Raw genomic sequence first — 15,240 nt, 5'->3', positions numbered from 1 at the left:
CGCGTTCATTAGACACCGCATTTCCGGCCATGGCTTGGTTTATTCTGAACCACGGCCTGGCCCTGTTCGAAAGACCGGAGCCGCCGGGGGGTGACCCAGGCCCTTGGCGGGGGCGGGCGAAGGGATCTGCGCCCTTGCCTGGCCTGACGACGAGGTTGCCAGCCGGTCGGCCAGGCCGGGTGGGCACGCTCATGACGGTCCGGCATTCGAACCGGTCGCGCGAAGCAGCCGTCATGCCGAGCGTGTTCCCCTGGTCCCGCCCAGGCTCGGGGTCAGTCGCTCGATCGGCTGGAGCGTCCAGGCGCCGGGGGGCACCTTTCCAGACGCATCATTTCGTTGGTCTCCCATGCGCAGTGGCTAGGCCCTGCCACTTACGCTCAGTCTGACGATCGCATTAAATCTCTCTGCCGAGCCTGCCCATCGCTGGCTGGGTTCCGCGGTTCGTGGTCATGTGCGGCGATGGCCCGCGATCTCCAGCTATGAAAGTGCTCGTCGTCGAGGATGACGAACGGACCGCCGCGTTCATCGCCCGCGGGTTAACGGAGAACGGTCATACCGTCGACGTCGCACATACCGCCGACGACGGTGTCCAGATGGGCATGGTCGGCGGGCACGACGCGATCGTCATGGACCGGATGCTGCCGGGCTTCTCCGGCCTTGAAGCCATCAGGCTGTTGCGCGCCGAGGGTGTGAATGCCCCCGTCCTGGTTCTCACCGCGCTTGGATCGGTCGAGGACCGGGTGACGGGGCTGGAACGCGGGGCCGACGACTATCTCGTCAAACCCTTTGCCTTCAGCGAGTTGCTCGCGCGGCTGAATGCTCTGGTTCGACGGCCACCGCTCTCGGGGCTCGCCGAAACGATCCGCATCTTCGACCTTGAGATCGATACCGCGCGACGCAGGGTGAGGCGGGCTCAACGCCGGATCGAGCTCACGCCGCAGGAATACAAGCTGCTGGAGTATCTGGCGCGCCGCAAGGGTGAGACGGTCACGCGAACCATGCTTCTGGAGAGCCTGTGGGGTTTTCACTTCGACCCCCGGACCAACATCGTGGACGCTCACGTCAGCCGCCTCCGTTCGAAGGTGGATCGAGGCTTCGGGGCTGAACTGATCCGCACGCTTCGTGGCGTGGGGTATGTGATCGATGAACCGGAATAGAACCCCGACCCGCCTGTGGCACACAACCACCGTCCGTCTCGCCTTGGCGTTCGCGCTCGTGTTTGGACTGGGCACCGCCGCTCTGCTGGTCACCCTGGATGTGGCCGTCGGACGTTTCGCCGAGGAAACCGCCCGGGACGCACTGCGCGATCAGGTCGCCGTCCTGGTGGCCGACGCCAACGCGGAGGGCGGTCCCGCCCTGATCGCGTCGCTGAGGGAACATGTCTCGGGCGGTCAGCCCGAACGCTTCAGCTACCGGGTCGTCGCGCCCGATGGACAGCGGTTGGATGCCGGCCTGCCCGCGTCTGTGGAGACGATCAGGGGGGCGGGCCGGTTCAGCATCCCCGCCGCGGCCGACGAAGGGGACGGTGTTTCCGGTCGCATCGAGGTCTTTGTCCTGACGGCTCATGCCCGGGACGGCACCTTCGTCGCGGTGGGGCGCGACACCTATGCTCTCGCCGAGTTGCGCCAATGGCTGCGGGGTCTGGCCTGGTGGGGCGGGTCGGCCCTGGTCCTGCTCGCCCTGGCGGGAGGCGCGGGGTTGGGGGTTCTGCTTCTGCGACGCCTGCAGGACATCGGTGCGGCCGCGGAACGGGTCATGGGCGGAGATCTTAGCGAGCGCCTGCCGTCGCTCGGCTTCGGGCGTGAGTTTGACGATCTCGCCGCGACATTGAACGCCATGCTCGAGCGTCTCGAAGCCGCCATGGAAGCCGTCAGGCAGGTGTCTTCGGACGTCGCCCACGATCTGAGGACGCCGCTGACCCGGCTGCGCAATACGCTCGAGGATGCGCAGTCCGCCGATGCAGGGGCCAGAGAAGGCCTGATCGCCGATGCCGTTGAGGAAACCGATCACCTCCTCGAGATATTCGCGGCCCTTCTGCGTCTCGCGCAGATCGAAGGCAGCGGCGGCCGACGATTCCAGAAGGTCAATCTGTCGATTCTGGCCACGGACGTCGTCGACGCCTACCAGCCCGCGGCCGATCAGAGTGGCCGAGCGCTGTCGCTTGAGGTCGATCCCGTTGCGATGGTGAACGGGGACCCCACCATGCTGGCTCAGGTGATAGCCAGCCTGATCGACAACGCGCTTGTCCATGGGGCGCCGGGGCGCATCATTCAGGTCTGTGTCCGCAACGAGGGCGAGGACGTTCGGCTCAGCGTCGTCGATGACGGCCCGGGTGCCCCGGAGGAGGCCTTGAAGCTTCTGACGCGACGCTTCTACAGGGTCGACCAAAGTCGGCACACCGCCGGCTCCGGGCTCGGTCTGGCGATGGTCGCGGCAATCGCGGCCCTCCACGAGGCTCCGCTCGCGATCACCAATCGAACGCCCGGCCTGGCCATCAGCCTGAGCCTGCCGGCGGTTCTCCCGCCTGGGTCCAACAGATAGCGACATTCGTTGCCGCCCGGAGCCCGACGTTCCCCGGGGCAGAGTCGTCCGGCGAGCATGATGCGCAAGATGCAATGTTGCGATCATGTTCTGCGAACATGGCCCGGCCGATGATGCGCTCGAGGCAAATCGCCTCCCAGTGATCGGAGTTACCATGAAGCGCATCATCCTGACCGCCGCGGTCGTGTCCCTGTCGATCGGCGGCTTCGCCGTGGCGCAGACGGCCCACCGTCCAGCCCAACACCAGGCCGAAGCCTCCGAGGCCGACGAAGCCGACGAAGCCGACGAAAGCGGGGCGCTGATGGCCCAGGCCCAGGTCACTCTGGCCCAGGCTGAGGCCATCGCCCTTCAGGCCCGTCCGGGGCAGATCACCGATCACGAACTCGAACGGGAGGCCGGTGGAACGGGTCTGCGTTATTCGTTCGATATCCGCAGCGACGGAAAGGCCTTCGAGGTCGGCGTCGATGCCGGGACCGGAGCCGTGCTGGAAAATCAACAGGAAGGGCCGAACCCCGACTGACGGACGCGAGCCGCGGAGCCCGACCCTCCGCGGCTCATCGCCCGCAGGTCGGACCAACCTTCCTTTGAAAGGCCTCACCATGTTCTCGGCAGATCTTCGCCACGCTCGTCCACTGCGCTCCCTCCTTTGTCTGGCCGCGATCGCCGGCACCATGGCCGGATGTCAGAAACCTGAGCGCGCCCCCGGATCACCGGCGCCGGTCGCGGCGACGCCTGCGGGCACCGACACCGCGCCCCTGCCGGCGTCCGAGTATTTCGAGGGCCTCACGGAACAGGCCTTTACTGCTACTCCGGCGCAGCTGGATGGGCTGATCGCCCAGGCGCGCAAGGCCGCGGCGCGAGACGGCAAGACCCTTGCCGCTTCGCCCGCAGAAACCTTGGCGCGACGGCTGACGGAGATCGACGCCGCCCGCGCCTCGCTGAACCGCGCCGACCTGGCTATCGCCTCGGTCGAGGCCTTTCGGCTGTTCGTCTCCTCTGGTCCCTCAAGCGATGGGGTGCCCGTGGAGGTCAGTCTCCTGGACTACGCCGGTTTCCGCTACGGGGCGGATCTGGCCGCTCAGCCGCAGCGCTGGGGGGACGCCGTCGTCGCGGCGGATTTCGCGGAGGCCCAGTGGCGGCTGATCGCGCCGCGCGTCACCGATGCGACGCTTCAGCAGCGCGTCTCCGCCGCGATCACGGGGCTCAAGACGGCGGCGCGCAACCAGGAGCCGGCGGCCGCCCTCCGTGTTGATCAGACCGAACTCGATCTGGTCGATGAACTCGAAGCCTACTTCGCCAAGCCAAAGGTCTGAAATCCATGGCTGAGTTGGCCCCCCGCTCGAACCGCGCATCTTTCGCGACGATGATGAACAAGGTGCCCGAAATCACCCTGTCGTTCTGGGTGATCAAGATCATGGCCACCACCATCGGCGAGACCGGCGCGGACGATCTGGCGGTGCGGATGGGTCTGGGACTGGCCGGCACCTCTGCCGTGATGACGCTGCTGCTCCTGGTGATGCTTTTCATCCAGCTGCGAGTCCGGCGATACATGCCGGTGATCTACTGGCTGACGGTCGTGCTGCTCAGCGTGGTCGGGACCCTGATCACGGACAATCTGACGGACCGGCTCGGCGTGAGTCTATTTGTCTCGACCGCCACGTTCGTCGTCCTGCTCGGTGCCACCTTCGCCGTCTGGTTCAGCCGCGAACGCACCCTGTCGATCCACAGTATCGTCACCCGGCCCAGAGAGCTGTTTTACTGGGCCGCGATCCTCTTCACCTTCGCGCTCGGTACCGCCGCGGGCGACCTCGTGGCCGAGACGCTGCACTGGGGCTATGCGCTGTCGGCAGCCGTTTTCGGCGGCATGATCGTGGCGGCGGCGGCAGCCTACTTCGTCTTCAAGGCCGACGCCGTTCTGATCTTCTGGGTCGCCTATGTGCTGACGCGTCCATTCGGCGCCTCGATCGGGGACCTGCTGTCGCAACCCTCGGCAAGCGGCGGGCTGGGATTCGGCGCGGAGCGGGTGAGCCTTATCTTCTTCGCCGTCATCGCTGCTGTGGTCTTTGCGCTTTCGACGCGGCAGGGCGGGCATGGGCCCGGCCTGCCGGATTCAAGACCCATGACCGGTGATCGCCGATGACGGATGTGGCTCGGCGAAAGCTGATCCGATGACAACCCTGTCACCGTCGCCATCTGGGGGGCGGGGCCGTGACTGGCCGAGCCTGTGGGTTCTGTTCGTGATCGCCGTTTCGGCCGGTCTCGTGGGGCATGTTTCCGACGCCGGCGCCGGTGCCGGCACGACCGCGATGGCCCTGCCCACACCCACGCCGGGGACGCAGGCGCCACAGCACACCCAGGACCAATTGCCGACGGCCCGATCCCTCACTTCCCCTTACGATTACGCCGGCCTGGTTCACGTTCACAGCGACTATTCGGAGGACGCCACCGGCTCCTACGATAGCCTGGCCAAGGCTGCCGGCGCGCAGGGTCTCAGGTTCGTCATCGTCACCGATCACAACACGCTTCAGCCGATCATCGATCACCGCGAGGGCTGGAACGGCGACGTCCTCATGCTCACGGGGATGGAGAGTTCCCGGCCGGAAGGCCATCTTCTCGCTCTCGGCGGCGATGCGGCCACGGTTGAAGATGCCATGCCGACCACCGCCCTTCTGTCCGCTGTCTCGGGCGCCGGGGGTCTGACTTTCGTGGCCCACCCGACACACCGCAGGTGGGCCTGGCGCGGCAATATCGACCGGCGGATCGACGGGATGGAAATCCTGGATCTGGCGGACTCCTTCGAGGCCGCGCCCCTTCTTGCCAAGGCCGCGGCCTTGGCAATCCTGCCGTTCGATCGGGCATCCGCCTATCTCACGCTGGGCGTTCATCCAACGCGCAGCCTGCGGCTGTGGGACACGATCGGACAGAGCCGTCGCTTCGTCGGCGTCTACGCGCCCGACATCCACCAGTCCATCGAGGTGGCGGGCGGCCGCCGCATGGCCTTTCCGCCCGCCGGCGAAATCATGCGGATCGCAAGCGACCATATTCTCAGCACCGTTCCCTTTCAGGGGGAGTTCGAAGCCGACAGATCCATCCTCTACGATGCCTTCCGGGAGGGCCACCTGTATGTCGCTGTCGACCAGTTGGCCGACGCGACCGGCTTCATGTTTACGGCCGCTCAGGATGACCGTCTGGCCTGGATGGGCGACGAGATTCCTGCGGGGTGCCCAACGCGCTACAGCATCGTGTTGCCGGCTTCTGCGGCACGGCTCCGTCCGGCTATCCGGCTTCTGAGAAACGGCGTCTCCATCGCGGAAAGCCAGCCTGGGGCTGACGGCCTGGACGTCGTCGACAACCGTCAGGGTGTGTTCCGGGTCGAGGTCGTCACGAGCTTACGGACGCTGCTGGGACCCGGACGCGAGATGACGTGGATCTATTCGAATCCGATCTACGCGAGAGGCGATCTGGTCGGCGACTGACGTGGATCCCGTCCGGTAGATGCGGGCTTGATGAGGGCGTGGCCAATTGAAAAGGCCTCATCGAACGCGCATTGGGACGCGTGGTGCGCAGGTGGACGGCCCTCGAACCGTTGCCATGGTGGGAGACGCACCCTATGGCAGGAGTCGGGAGAACTTCTTGCTTCGTCAATTCCGCATCCTCTGTGTGAGCTTTTGCGCCGCCGCTGTGGTGGTCGTGAGCCTGCATGGCGCGTCGGACACGCGGCATGAACTCGCCCATGCCTCCGACTGGCCCCCCGTGGCCTCGCCCCTAAGCGGTCTCGATGCGGACCACGATCCGCTCCACGTCCACGTCGCGCCGTCCGATGCCGACCCTGACCACGACGTCGCGTCAAACGGGACCGAGGACGAAACGGGACCTCGCATCGACGCCCACCATCATGCGTCGCATGGCGATCACCCGAATGCGGCTCCCCCGGCGGGGCAAGTCATGCTGGCCGTACTCCGGTCGGCGGAGAGGATGAAGCGCCCCTCCCGGGATCATTCCCGTCCCGGGCACGACGGCGAAGGCCTCGACGATCCTCCGAAACAGACGCGCACGGTCATCTGATCCGGCGCGGCCGACCGGTCGCGCGCGCCCTTGTTTCTGGAGAACTCCCTTGCCCACCCCATCGTCCGGCCGTGCCGGATCGTGGGCGCGACTGACGGCCGTTTCGGCCCTTGCGCTCACCCTGGCGGCTGCCTGGCCGCCGACGCCTGCCTTTGCTCTGGCCCCTGGCCAGGTGGCGACGGCGGAAGAAGCCGACGCACCGAGCCTGTCGCTGGAGGAGGCGCTGCGTCGCGCGGTCCTGAGCGATCCATCCATGGCGCCCACACAGGCACGGCGTCAGGCGTCCGAGGCTGCCGTACGCCAAGCCGACGTCCGACCCAATCCAACGCTTGGGGTCCTTGTTGAGAACTTTCCGGCCTTCGGCGGCGGCGACCTGTTCGCGCGCACCGAGACCACGCTGAGCGTCGAACAACGACTTGAACGTGGTGGAGACCGGTCCGCGCGTGTGTCCTTGGCTCAAAGCGAGGGGCTGCTGGTCTCAGCGACCGCCCGCACGCGGCAGTTGGACCGGCTCGAACAGGTCCAGCGGGCCTGGGCCGAGGCTCTGGCGAGCGACGCCGAGCTGGAGATCGCGCGAGAGCGGCTCGATCTGGCGGAACGGTTCGCGGCCGAGGTGGGGCGTCGCGTCGACATGGCGCGAGATCCCCTGTTCGCCGGTGCGCGGGCCGAGGCCGAGCTCGCCCAGGCGCAGATCGACTTCGACCAGGCTGAAATCGCTGTGCGCGTGGCCCGCATCTCGCTCGCCAGATACTGGGACGGCACCGCCGACTTCACGCTCGGCCAGGAGACATTCACCGATGTGGACGGCGCCCGAGAGGTTGCCGGCAACGCCGCCCAGGCCGATCTCGATGTCTTCCTGGCCCAGCGCGACATCGCTATGGCTCGTGTCGCGGTGGAGACCGCCCGCGCCCGGTCGGACGCCACAGTCAGCGTCGGCGTCCGCCACTTCGGCGACGGCAATGATGTCGGTTTCGTCGTCGGGGGATCGATCCCTCTCCAGCGCTATGATCAGAACCGGGGCGCGATCGATCAGGCGCGCGCCGAAGGCCTCGCGGCGGAGGGCGACCTCGCGGCGGCGCGGATCGACCGCGAGCGGGAGATCGCGCGCCTTCAGGTCCAGCAGATGGCCCGCGCCAGCGAGGCCCGTCGGATCGGGGAGGAGACCCTGCCCCAGGCCGAGCGCGCCGTTGTCCTCGTGCGCGACGGCTTCAACCGGGGCGGCTTCACCTACAACGACGTCATCTCCGCCCAGACCGCCCTTCTGCAGACCCGGGCCCGACGGGTCGCGGTCCTCAAGCAATTCCACATCGATCGCGCCCGCCTCGACCGGCTGACCGGCGCGCACGGCGACCTGATCCTCGCCCTGGAGATCCAACCATGATCCGCCTGACCTCTTCGCGACGCTGGATTGTCGCGTCCACGATCGTCGTCGCCTTCGCCGTCGCCGGCTGCGGCGACAAGCCTGCCGAAAAGGCAGGCGAACAGGCCGAGGCCGCCGCCGCCGACTATGAACGCGGTCCCCACCGGGGGCGGATGCTTCGTGACGGCGACTTCGCCCTGGAACTGACCATCTTCGAGGAAGGACCGGAGCCCCTGTTCCGGCTCTATCCCTATCTGAAGGATAAGCCGCTCGACCCGCGTCAGGTCCAGGCGACCATCGGCCTGACGCGTCTTGGCGGCAAGATCGATCGCTTCGCCTTCACGGCGACCGAGGACTATCTGGCCAGTCCCGGCGTGGTGTTCGAGCCGCATTCGTTCGACGTCGCGGTCAACGCGACCCATGCCGGCAAGACCTCGACCTGGGCCTACGCCTCCTACGAGGGCCGGACCGTCATCACCGCCGACGCCGCCCGCGAGGGGGGTGTGACGACCGAGCGGGCGGGGTCCGCCTATCTAGGCGAGTCCCTGCCGTTGAACGGCCGGATCGAGATCACGCCCGAGGGCAAGGCCGACGTCCATGCCCGTTATCCGGGCCGGGTGATGATGCTGTCGCTTCAGCTGGGCGACCGCGTGCGCCGGGGCCAGGTCGTCGCACGGGTCGAGTCCAGCGAGAGCCTCCAGACCTATTCCGTCACCGCGCCGATCTCGGGCGTGGTCATGGCCAAGAACGTCGGGGTCGGGGCCATCACCGGCAACGAACCCGTGTTGGTCATCGGCGATCCGAACCAGGTCCATGCCGAATTCTTCCTCTACCCCCGCGACGCGGAACGCGTCCGCGTCGGTCAGCGCGTCGAGGTTCGCAGCCTCGCCGGGGATCACCGCATCAATGCCGAGATCGAGGCCGTCCTGCCGACCGCCGACCTGACCAGCCAGACCCTGATCGCCCACGTCCATCTGCCGTCCCAGAACGGGGCCTGGCGTCCCGGTCTGGGGGTTCAGGGCACGGTGCAGGTCGGCACGACCCAGACACCACTCGCGGTCCGCACCAAGGCCATCCAGCCGTTCCGGGACTTCCAGGTCGTCTACGCCAGGGTCGGCGACACTTATGAGGTGCGGATGCTCGAACTGGGTCGCCGAACGCCGGAGTGGACCGAGGTTCTGGGTGGTCTCGAACCCGGAACCGAATACGTCGTCGACGGCGCCTTCCTCATTCGCGCGGACATCGACAAGTCCGGCGCGAGCCACGACCACTAGGGGCGCTGACCATGCTTGAACGCATCATCGCGCTGTCGATCCGGTTTCGCTGGAGCGTCATGGCCCTTGTCCTTCTGGCGTGCGCAGTCGGCGTCTGGAGCTTCCAGCGCCTGCCCATCGACGCCACGCCCGACATCACCAACGTCCAGGTGCAGATCAGCACCGAGGCGCCCGGCTTCTCGCCGCTGGAATCCGAGCAGAGAATCACCTTCCCGGTCGAGACCGCCATCGCCGGCGTGCCGGGCCTTCAATATACCCGCTCGATCTCCCGCTACGGCCTGAGCCAGGTCACCGTCGTCTTCGAGGACGGCACCGACATCTACTTCGCGCGCCAGCTCGTCAACGAACGGCTCCAGGCCGCCAGGGCCCAGCTGCCCGACGGGATCATCCCGGAGCTCGGTCCGATCTCGACCGGTCTCGGCGAGATCTTCATGTACACGGTCGAGGCCGAGCCGGGCGCGCGCCGTCCCGACGGCGAGCCCTACAGCGCCGAGGACCTGCGCACCCTCCAGGACTGGGTCATCCGGCCCCAGCTTCGCAACACGCCGGGCGTCACCGAGGTCAACACCATCGGTGGGTTCGAGCGCCAGTATCACGTCACCCCTTATCCCGACCGGCTGGCCGCCTACGGCGTGACCCTGAGCGAGGTGGTGGAGGCGCTGGAACGCAACAATGCCAACGTCGGCGCGGGCTATGTCGAGCGGTTCGGGGAACAGTATCTGGTTCGGGTGCCCGGACAGGCCACCTCGGTCGAAGACCTGGGCGCGATCACCGTGGCCAACCGGAGCGGCGCGCCGATCCGCGTCGGCGATGTCGCCGACGTCATCCTCGGCGAGGAACTCCGCACCGGGGCAGCGACCGAGAACGGCAAGGAGATCGTGCTGGGCACGGTCTTCATGCTGGTCGGCGAGAACAGCCGGACGGTGTCGCAGGCGGCGGCTGCGCGGCTGGAAGTCGCGGCACGCTCGCTCCCCGCCGGCGTCGATGCGGTCGCCGTCTATGACCGGACCGACCTGGTCGATCGCGCCATCCATACCGTCGAGAAGAACCTCCTCGAAGGCGCGCTGCTGGTCATCGTCGTGCTGTTCCTCCTGCTCGGGAACATTCGCGCCGCCCTGATCACGGCGGCGGTTATCCCTGTGACGATGCTGATGACCATCACCGGCATGGTCCAGACCGGCACCTCGGGCAATCTGATGAGCCTGGGGGCGCTGGACTTCGGCCTCATCGTCGACGGGGCCGTCATCATCGTCGAGAATGTGCTGCGTCGCTTCGGCGAGGCCCAGCATCGTCTGGGCCGTCTGCTGTCGCGCGAGGAACGGTTCGCTCTGGCGGCCTCGGCCTCCAGCGAGGTCATCCGGCCATCGATGTTCGGGGTCCTGATCATCACGCTCGTTTATGTGCCGATCTTCGCCCTGACCGGGGTCGAGGGGAAGATGTTCCACCCGATGGCGATCACCGTCGTCATGGCGCTGACCTTCGCCCTGATCCTGTCGCTGACCTTCGTGCCCGCCGCCGTCGCCCTGTTCGTCACGGGCAAGGTCGAGGAGAAGGACAGCTTCCTGATGCGGGGCGCACGCCGGTTCTATGAACCCGCGCTGGACGTGGCCCTGCGGCTGCGGGTCGCCTTCGTGGGCGTCGCCGTAGCCCTGGTCGCGATCGCGGGTCTTGGGGCGTCACGGATGGGGTCGGAGTTCATCCCGAACCTGGACGAGGGCGACATCGCCATGCACGCCCTGCGCATCCCCGGCACCAGCCTGACCCAGGCCGTGCAGATGCAGACGGCTCTGGAACGCCGGCTGGCACAGTTCCCCGAGGTCGAGCGGGTCTTCGCCAAGATCGGCACGGCGGAGGTCGCAACCGACCCCATGCCGCCGTCGGTCGCCGATACCTTCATCATGCTGAAGGATCGCTCCGACTGGCCTGACCCCCGAAAACCCAGGACCGAACTGGTCGAGAAGATGCGTGAGGCCGTCGAACTGATCCCCGGCAACAATTACGAGTTCACCCAGCCGATCCAGATGCGGTTCAACGAACTGCTCTCGGGCGTCCGCGCCGATGTGGCGATCAAGGTGTTCGGCGACGACCTGGAGCAGCTGCTCGAGGTCGGACAGGCCGTCGAGGGCGTCGTCGGCGCCATTCCCGGCGCCCAGGACGTGGCGGTCGAACAGGTCACAGGCCTTCCGGTGCTTCAGATCACCCCCGACCGCGCGGCCCTGTCGCGCCTGGGGCTGAGCATCGAAGACGTCCAGTCGGTCGTCGCCACCTCGATCGGCGGGGTGGTCGCGGGCCAGGTCTTCGAGGGCGACCGTCGGTTCGATGTCGTGGTCCGGATGCCCGAGACCCTTCGCCAGGATACCGACGCCATTGGACGGCTCCAGATCCCGCTGCCGTCAGCAGGCGGCGGGCAGGCCTTCGTCCCGCTGGAAGAGGTCGCCACCATCGCCCTCGAAAAGGGTCCGAACCAGATCAGCCGCGAGGACGGGAAACGGCGCGTGGTCGTCACCGCCAATGTCCGCGACCGCGACCTGGGGTCGTTCATCGCCGAGGTCCAGCAGAAGGTCGGGGCCGAGGTCGACGTCCCCGCGGGATACTGGATCAGCTACGGCGGAACGTTCGAGCAGCTGATCTCGGCTTCAAAGCGGCTCCAGCTGGTGGTGCCGGTCGTGCTTCTGCTGATCTTCGGCCTGCTGTTCGCCCTGTTCCGGTCGGTCAAGGACAGCGCCATCGTCTTCTCCGGCGTGCCCCTGGCCCTGACCGGAGGCGTGGCGGCCCTGATGATGCGCGGCCTGCCGCTGTCCATCTCCGCCGGCGTCGGCTTCATCGCCCTGTCCGGGGTCGCCGTCCTCAACGGCGTCGTGATGGTCACCTTCATCCGCAGCCTGATCGGGGAGGGCAGACCCCTCGGCGAAGCCATCCGGGAGGGGGCGCTGACCCGCCTTCGCCCGGTGCTGATGACGGCGCTCGTCGCCAGCCTCGGCTTCGTGCCCATGGCCCTCAACGTCGGGGCCGGAGCCGAGGTCCAGCGCCCGCTGGCCACGGTCGTCATCGGCGGGATCATCTCCTCGACCCTGCTGACCCTGCTCGTGCTTCCCGCCCTCTACAGTCTCGTCCACGGCCGCCCGTCTCCGTCTGACGGCGTCAGACGGTCGTGGCGTGACAGGCTTGCCTTTGCCGTCCCACGGAGGACGTCATGACTTCGGGGCTCCAGAGCATCGCCGCCTGGATGCGAACGCCCATCGGCCTGCTGACCGCAGGCCTGGTGGTGCTTTTTCTCAACGGCCTGTTCACCGTCGCTCTCGCGCACGGCGTGGCCGAGGGCGACAAGGGCTATATCCAGGAGACGTCCGGCTTCCTGTTCTGGCCGTTCGTCTATCTGGGGGCCAAGCATATGGTCACCGGCTACGACCATCTGCTGTTCCTGTTCGGGGTGATTTTCTTCCTCTATCGGATGAAGGACATCTCGACCTATGTGACGCTGTTCGCCATCGGCCACTCGTCGACCCTGTTGCTGGGCGTCCTGACCAGTGTCAGCGTTTCCAGCTATCTGGTGGATGCCATCATCGGCCTGTCGGTCGTCTACAAGGCGCTCGACAATCTGGGCGCCTATCAGAGGTGGTTCGGCTTCCAGCCCTCCACCAGGGCCGCCACCCTGATCTTCGGCCTGTTCCACGGCTTTGGCCTGGCGACCAAGCTGCAGGACTTCCAGCTGTCGCGGGACGGCCTGATCGGCAACCTGATCGCCTTCAACATCGGCGTCGAGGTCGGCCAGCTCCTGGCCCTGGGCGCCATCCTCATCCTCATGGGCTTCTGGAGGAAGACGACCGGCTTCTGGCGTCACGCCTATGCCGCCAACGTCGTCCTCATGACGCTCGGTTTTATCCTGACGGGCTATCAGCTCGTCGGCTTCTTCGTCGCCTGACCGGAGACCTGAAATGTACAACGCCAACAAGCCCGACGCCTCCGAACTGCCGTCGACCGGCCAACTGCTGAAGTCCACCGGCATCGCGGTGATCGTCGCCACCGCGCTTCTCGTCACCGTCGTCCTGCCGGCGGAGTACGGCGTGGATCCGACGCGGGTCGGTTCGCTGTTCGGCCTCACCGAGATGGGGCGGATCAAGCGCCAACTGGCTGCGGAAGCCGAAGCCGAGGATGCCGCCGAAGCGGCCGGCTCGACGACTGCCGCGATCGCGCCCCTGGACGCGCCCGCACCGACGGTCGCCGCTCCGCCTGCCGGCGCGCTTCCGCCTGTGACAGGCGCGGTCGCAAGCCGCACAGACGAGACCGTCATCACCCTGGAACCCGACCAGGGCGCCGAGATCAAGCTGGTCATGGCCGAGGGCGCGAAGACCCGGTTCACCTGGACCAGCAGCGGCGGTCGGGTGAACTACGATACCCACGCCGACCGCCCTGGCCTGTCCTACCACGCCTACGGCAAGGGTTCGTCCCGGCAGGAAACCGGCGAACTCACCGCCGCCTTCACCGGCAGCCATGGCTGGTTCTGGCGCAACCGCACCGGCGCCCCGGTGAGCATCACCCTGCGGACTGAGGGGGCCTACAGCGAAGTGAAGCGGGTCGTCTGACCCGTCGCCTTCACCCGCCCCGGTGACGGGTGGACTGCGTCAGTCCGTCTTCGGCCAGCGCGGATGCTTCTCGTCGATGACGAAGGGGTGGCTGTGCGTCTGCCCGCTTCCCTCCAGATGGGGATCGCCGTCGGACAAGGCCTCATGCCGATGCGGCAGGTCGGCCGGGTCGTTGGCGGGCCAGACCAGGAAGCCGAGGATCGTTCCGATGGCGCAAAGGGCCGCCAGGACGAGGAAGGCCGCGCTGGGGTCAGCGTCTGCGCTGACGAGGCCAGCGACGGGATAGGCGATCAGCCAGGCGGCGTGGGACAGGGCGAACTGCGCCGCGAACAGGGCCGGCCGATCATGCGCATTGGAAGACCGCCGCAGCGCGCGACCCGCCGGGGTCAAGGTCAGGGAATAGCCGACCCCCATGACCGCCCACAGAACGAGCAGGGCGACATAGCTGTTCGCCAGCACCGATCCGGCCAGCAACACGACCGTCATGAGGGCCGCGCCCCACAGCATGGCGGTGCGGTCGGCGATCCGGTCCAGCAGGCGCGGGAGCGCGATCGCCGCCGCCATCGACCCGCCCCCGAACGCCGCCAGGGCCCAGGCGGCGGCCTGTCCGGACATGGCGAACCGCGACTGCACCAGAACCACGGTGTTGACGAAGACCATGGCCCCGCCGGCGGCCTCGGCGAGGCTGATCGCGATCAGGCCGCGAAGACGGGGCGTCAGGGCGAACAGGCGAACCCCGCCGGTAAGCCGCTGCAGGAAGGGTTTCTGGACCGCCTGGGTCAGGACCGGGAGGGCAGCGCTGACGACTAACGCGGCCGAGATCACGAAACCCAGGGCCGTGCCGGCGAACAGGTTGTTGTAACTCATGAAGCCCAGCAGGACGGCCGCGAGCACCGGACTGGCCACGCTCTCCAGGTCGGCCGCTAGGCGCGAGAGCGACAGGGCCTTTGTGTATTCGGCCTCGTCCGGCAGCAGGTCCGGGATCATCGCCTGGAACGCGGGGGTGAAGGCGGCGGATGCGACATAGAGCACCGTCATCAGGGCGTAGACCTGCCAGGCCTCGCCCACGAAAGGGAGAGCGGCGGCGACACATGCCCGAACGACATCCAGCGAAACGAGCAGGGCTTTACGCGGAAGCCTGGCCGCGAGCGCGCTCGCGAACGGCGCGACGCCGATATAGGCGATCATCTTGATCGCGAGCGCCATGCCCAGAACCTCGCCGGCGTTGGCCCCGGCCAGATCATGGGCCAGCAGACCGAGCGCCACCGTCGCCATGCCGGTGCCGAGCAAGGCCGCGACCTGGGCAATGAACAGATGCCGATAACCGGCGTGGCGGAGGGGTGAAAACATCGAACTGTCCTAGCGAAGAGCCATCAGCCAAGGCTGGCCTTATCCCCCCGGGGGGGATAAGCTTGGA

13 protein-coding genes are annotated in these 15,240 nt (G+C 67.3%); 12 read left to right on the top strand and 1 reads right to left on the bottom strand.

Annotation, left to right across the window (positions count from 1 at the left end; translation table 11 throughout):
* Window positions 1–479: 479 nt before the first annotated feature.
* The 12 genes from ACW170_RS14910 (at window position 480) to ACW170_RS14855 (ending at window position 13,823) form a co-directional block, all read left to right on the top strand.
* Window positions 480–1,157: a response regulator transcription factor gene (locus ACW170_RS14910; protein WP_492087409.1), complete on the top strand. Its 678-nt coding sequence runs from the start codon at window positions 480–482 to the stop codon at window positions 1,155–1,157.
* 43 nt (window positions 1,158–1,200) lie between these two features.
* Complete coding sequence (locus ACW170_RS14905; protein WP_492087408.1) at window positions 1,201–2,541, top strand: sensor histidine kinase; 1,341 nt, start codon at window positions 1,201–1,203, stop codon at window positions 2,539–2,541.
* 154 nt (window positions 2,542–2,695) lie between these two features.
* Window positions 2,696–3,061 carry a PepSY domain-containing protein gene (locus tag ACW170_RS14900; protein ID WP_492087407.1) on the top strand — a complete coding sequence of 122 codons (366 nt, stop codon included), beginning with the start codon at window positions 2,696–2,698 and terminating at the stop codon, window positions 3,059–3,061.
* A gap of 151 nt (window positions 3,062–3,212) precedes the next feature.
* Window positions 3,213–3,854, top strand: coding sequence for a hypothetical protein (locus ACW170_RS14895; protein WP_492087406.1), 642 nt, complete (start codon window positions 3,213–3,215; stop codon window positions 3,852–3,854).
* Window positions 3,855–3,859: 5 nt separating this feature from the next.
* Window positions 3,860–4,681 (top strand): COG4705 family protein, encoded by an 822-nt coding sequence (locus ACW170_RS14890; RefSeq protein ID WP_492087405.1) that lies wholly within the window; start codon window positions 3,860–3,862, stop codon window positions 4,679–4,681.
* Window positions 4,668–6,017: a PHP domain-containing protein gene (locus tag ACW170_RS14885; RefSeq protein ID WP_492087404.1), complete on the top strand. Its 1,350-nt coding sequence runs from the start codon at window positions 4,668–4,670 to the stop codon at window positions 6,015–6,017. The genes ACW170_RS14890 and ACW170_RS14885 overlap by 14 nt, the downstream gene beginning before the upstream one ends.
* A 157-nt stretch (window positions 6,018–6,174) precedes the next feature.
* Window positions 6,175–6,606, top strand: a complete 432-nt coding sequence (locus ACW170_RS14880; protein WP_492087403.1) for a hypothetical protein — start codon at window positions 6,175–6,177, stop codon at window positions 6,604–6,606.
* Window positions 6,607–6,655: 49 nt separating this feature from the next.
* Window positions 6,656–7,987 carry a TolC family protein gene (locus tag ACW170_RS14875; protein WP_492087402.1) on the top strand — a complete coding sequence of 444 codons (1,332 nt, stop codon included), beginning with the start codon at window positions 6,656–6,658 and terminating at the stop codon, window positions 7,985–7,987.
* Complete coding sequence (locus ACW170_RS14870) at window positions 7,984–9,240, top strand: efflux RND transporter periplasmic adaptor subunit (protein ID WP_492087401.1); 1,257 nt, start codon at window positions 7,984–7,986, stop codon at window positions 9,238–9,240. The genes ACW170_RS14875 and ACW170_RS14870 overlap by 4 nt, the downstream gene beginning before the upstream one ends.
* A gap of 11 nt (window positions 9,241–9,251) precedes the next feature.
* Window positions 9,252–12,437 carry an efflux RND transporter permease subunit gene (locus tag ACW170_RS14865; RefSeq protein WP_492087400.1) on the top strand — a complete coding sequence of 1,062 codons (3,186 nt, stop codon included), beginning with the start codon at window positions 9,252–9,254 and terminating at the stop codon, window positions 12,435–12,437.
* Window positions 12,434–13,162 (top strand): HupE/UreJ family protein, encoded by a 729-nt coding sequence (locus tag ACW170_RS14860; protein WP_492087399.1) that lies wholly within the window; start codon window positions 12,434–12,436, stop codon window positions 13,160–13,162. Before ACW170_RS14865 ends, ACW170_RS14860 begins: the two co-directional genes overlap by 4 nt.
* A gap of 13 nt (window positions 13,163–13,175) precedes the next feature.
* Entirely contained in the window at window positions 13,176–13,823 is a 648-nt protein-coding gene (locus tag ACW170_RS14855; protein WP_492087398.1) for a transmembrane anchor protein, read from the top strand.
* Window positions 13,824–13,862: 39 nt separating this feature from the next.
* On the opposite strand, the gene ACW170_RS14850 is transcribed toward ACW170_RS14855, so the two are convergent.
* Window positions 13,863–15,173: an MFS transporter gene (locus tag ACW170_RS14850; protein ID WP_492087397.1), complete on the bottom strand. Its 1,311-nt coding sequence runs from the start codon at window positions 15,171–15,173 to the stop codon at window positions 13,863–13,865.
* Window positions 15,174–15,240: the final 67 nt, after the last annotated feature.

It is taken from the genome of Brevundimonas sp. FV2ps16, from assembly GCF_058681075.1.
The sequence above is the reverse complement of the archived record's forward strand: the minus strand, read 5'-3'. Positions and strand labels throughout refer to the sequence as shown.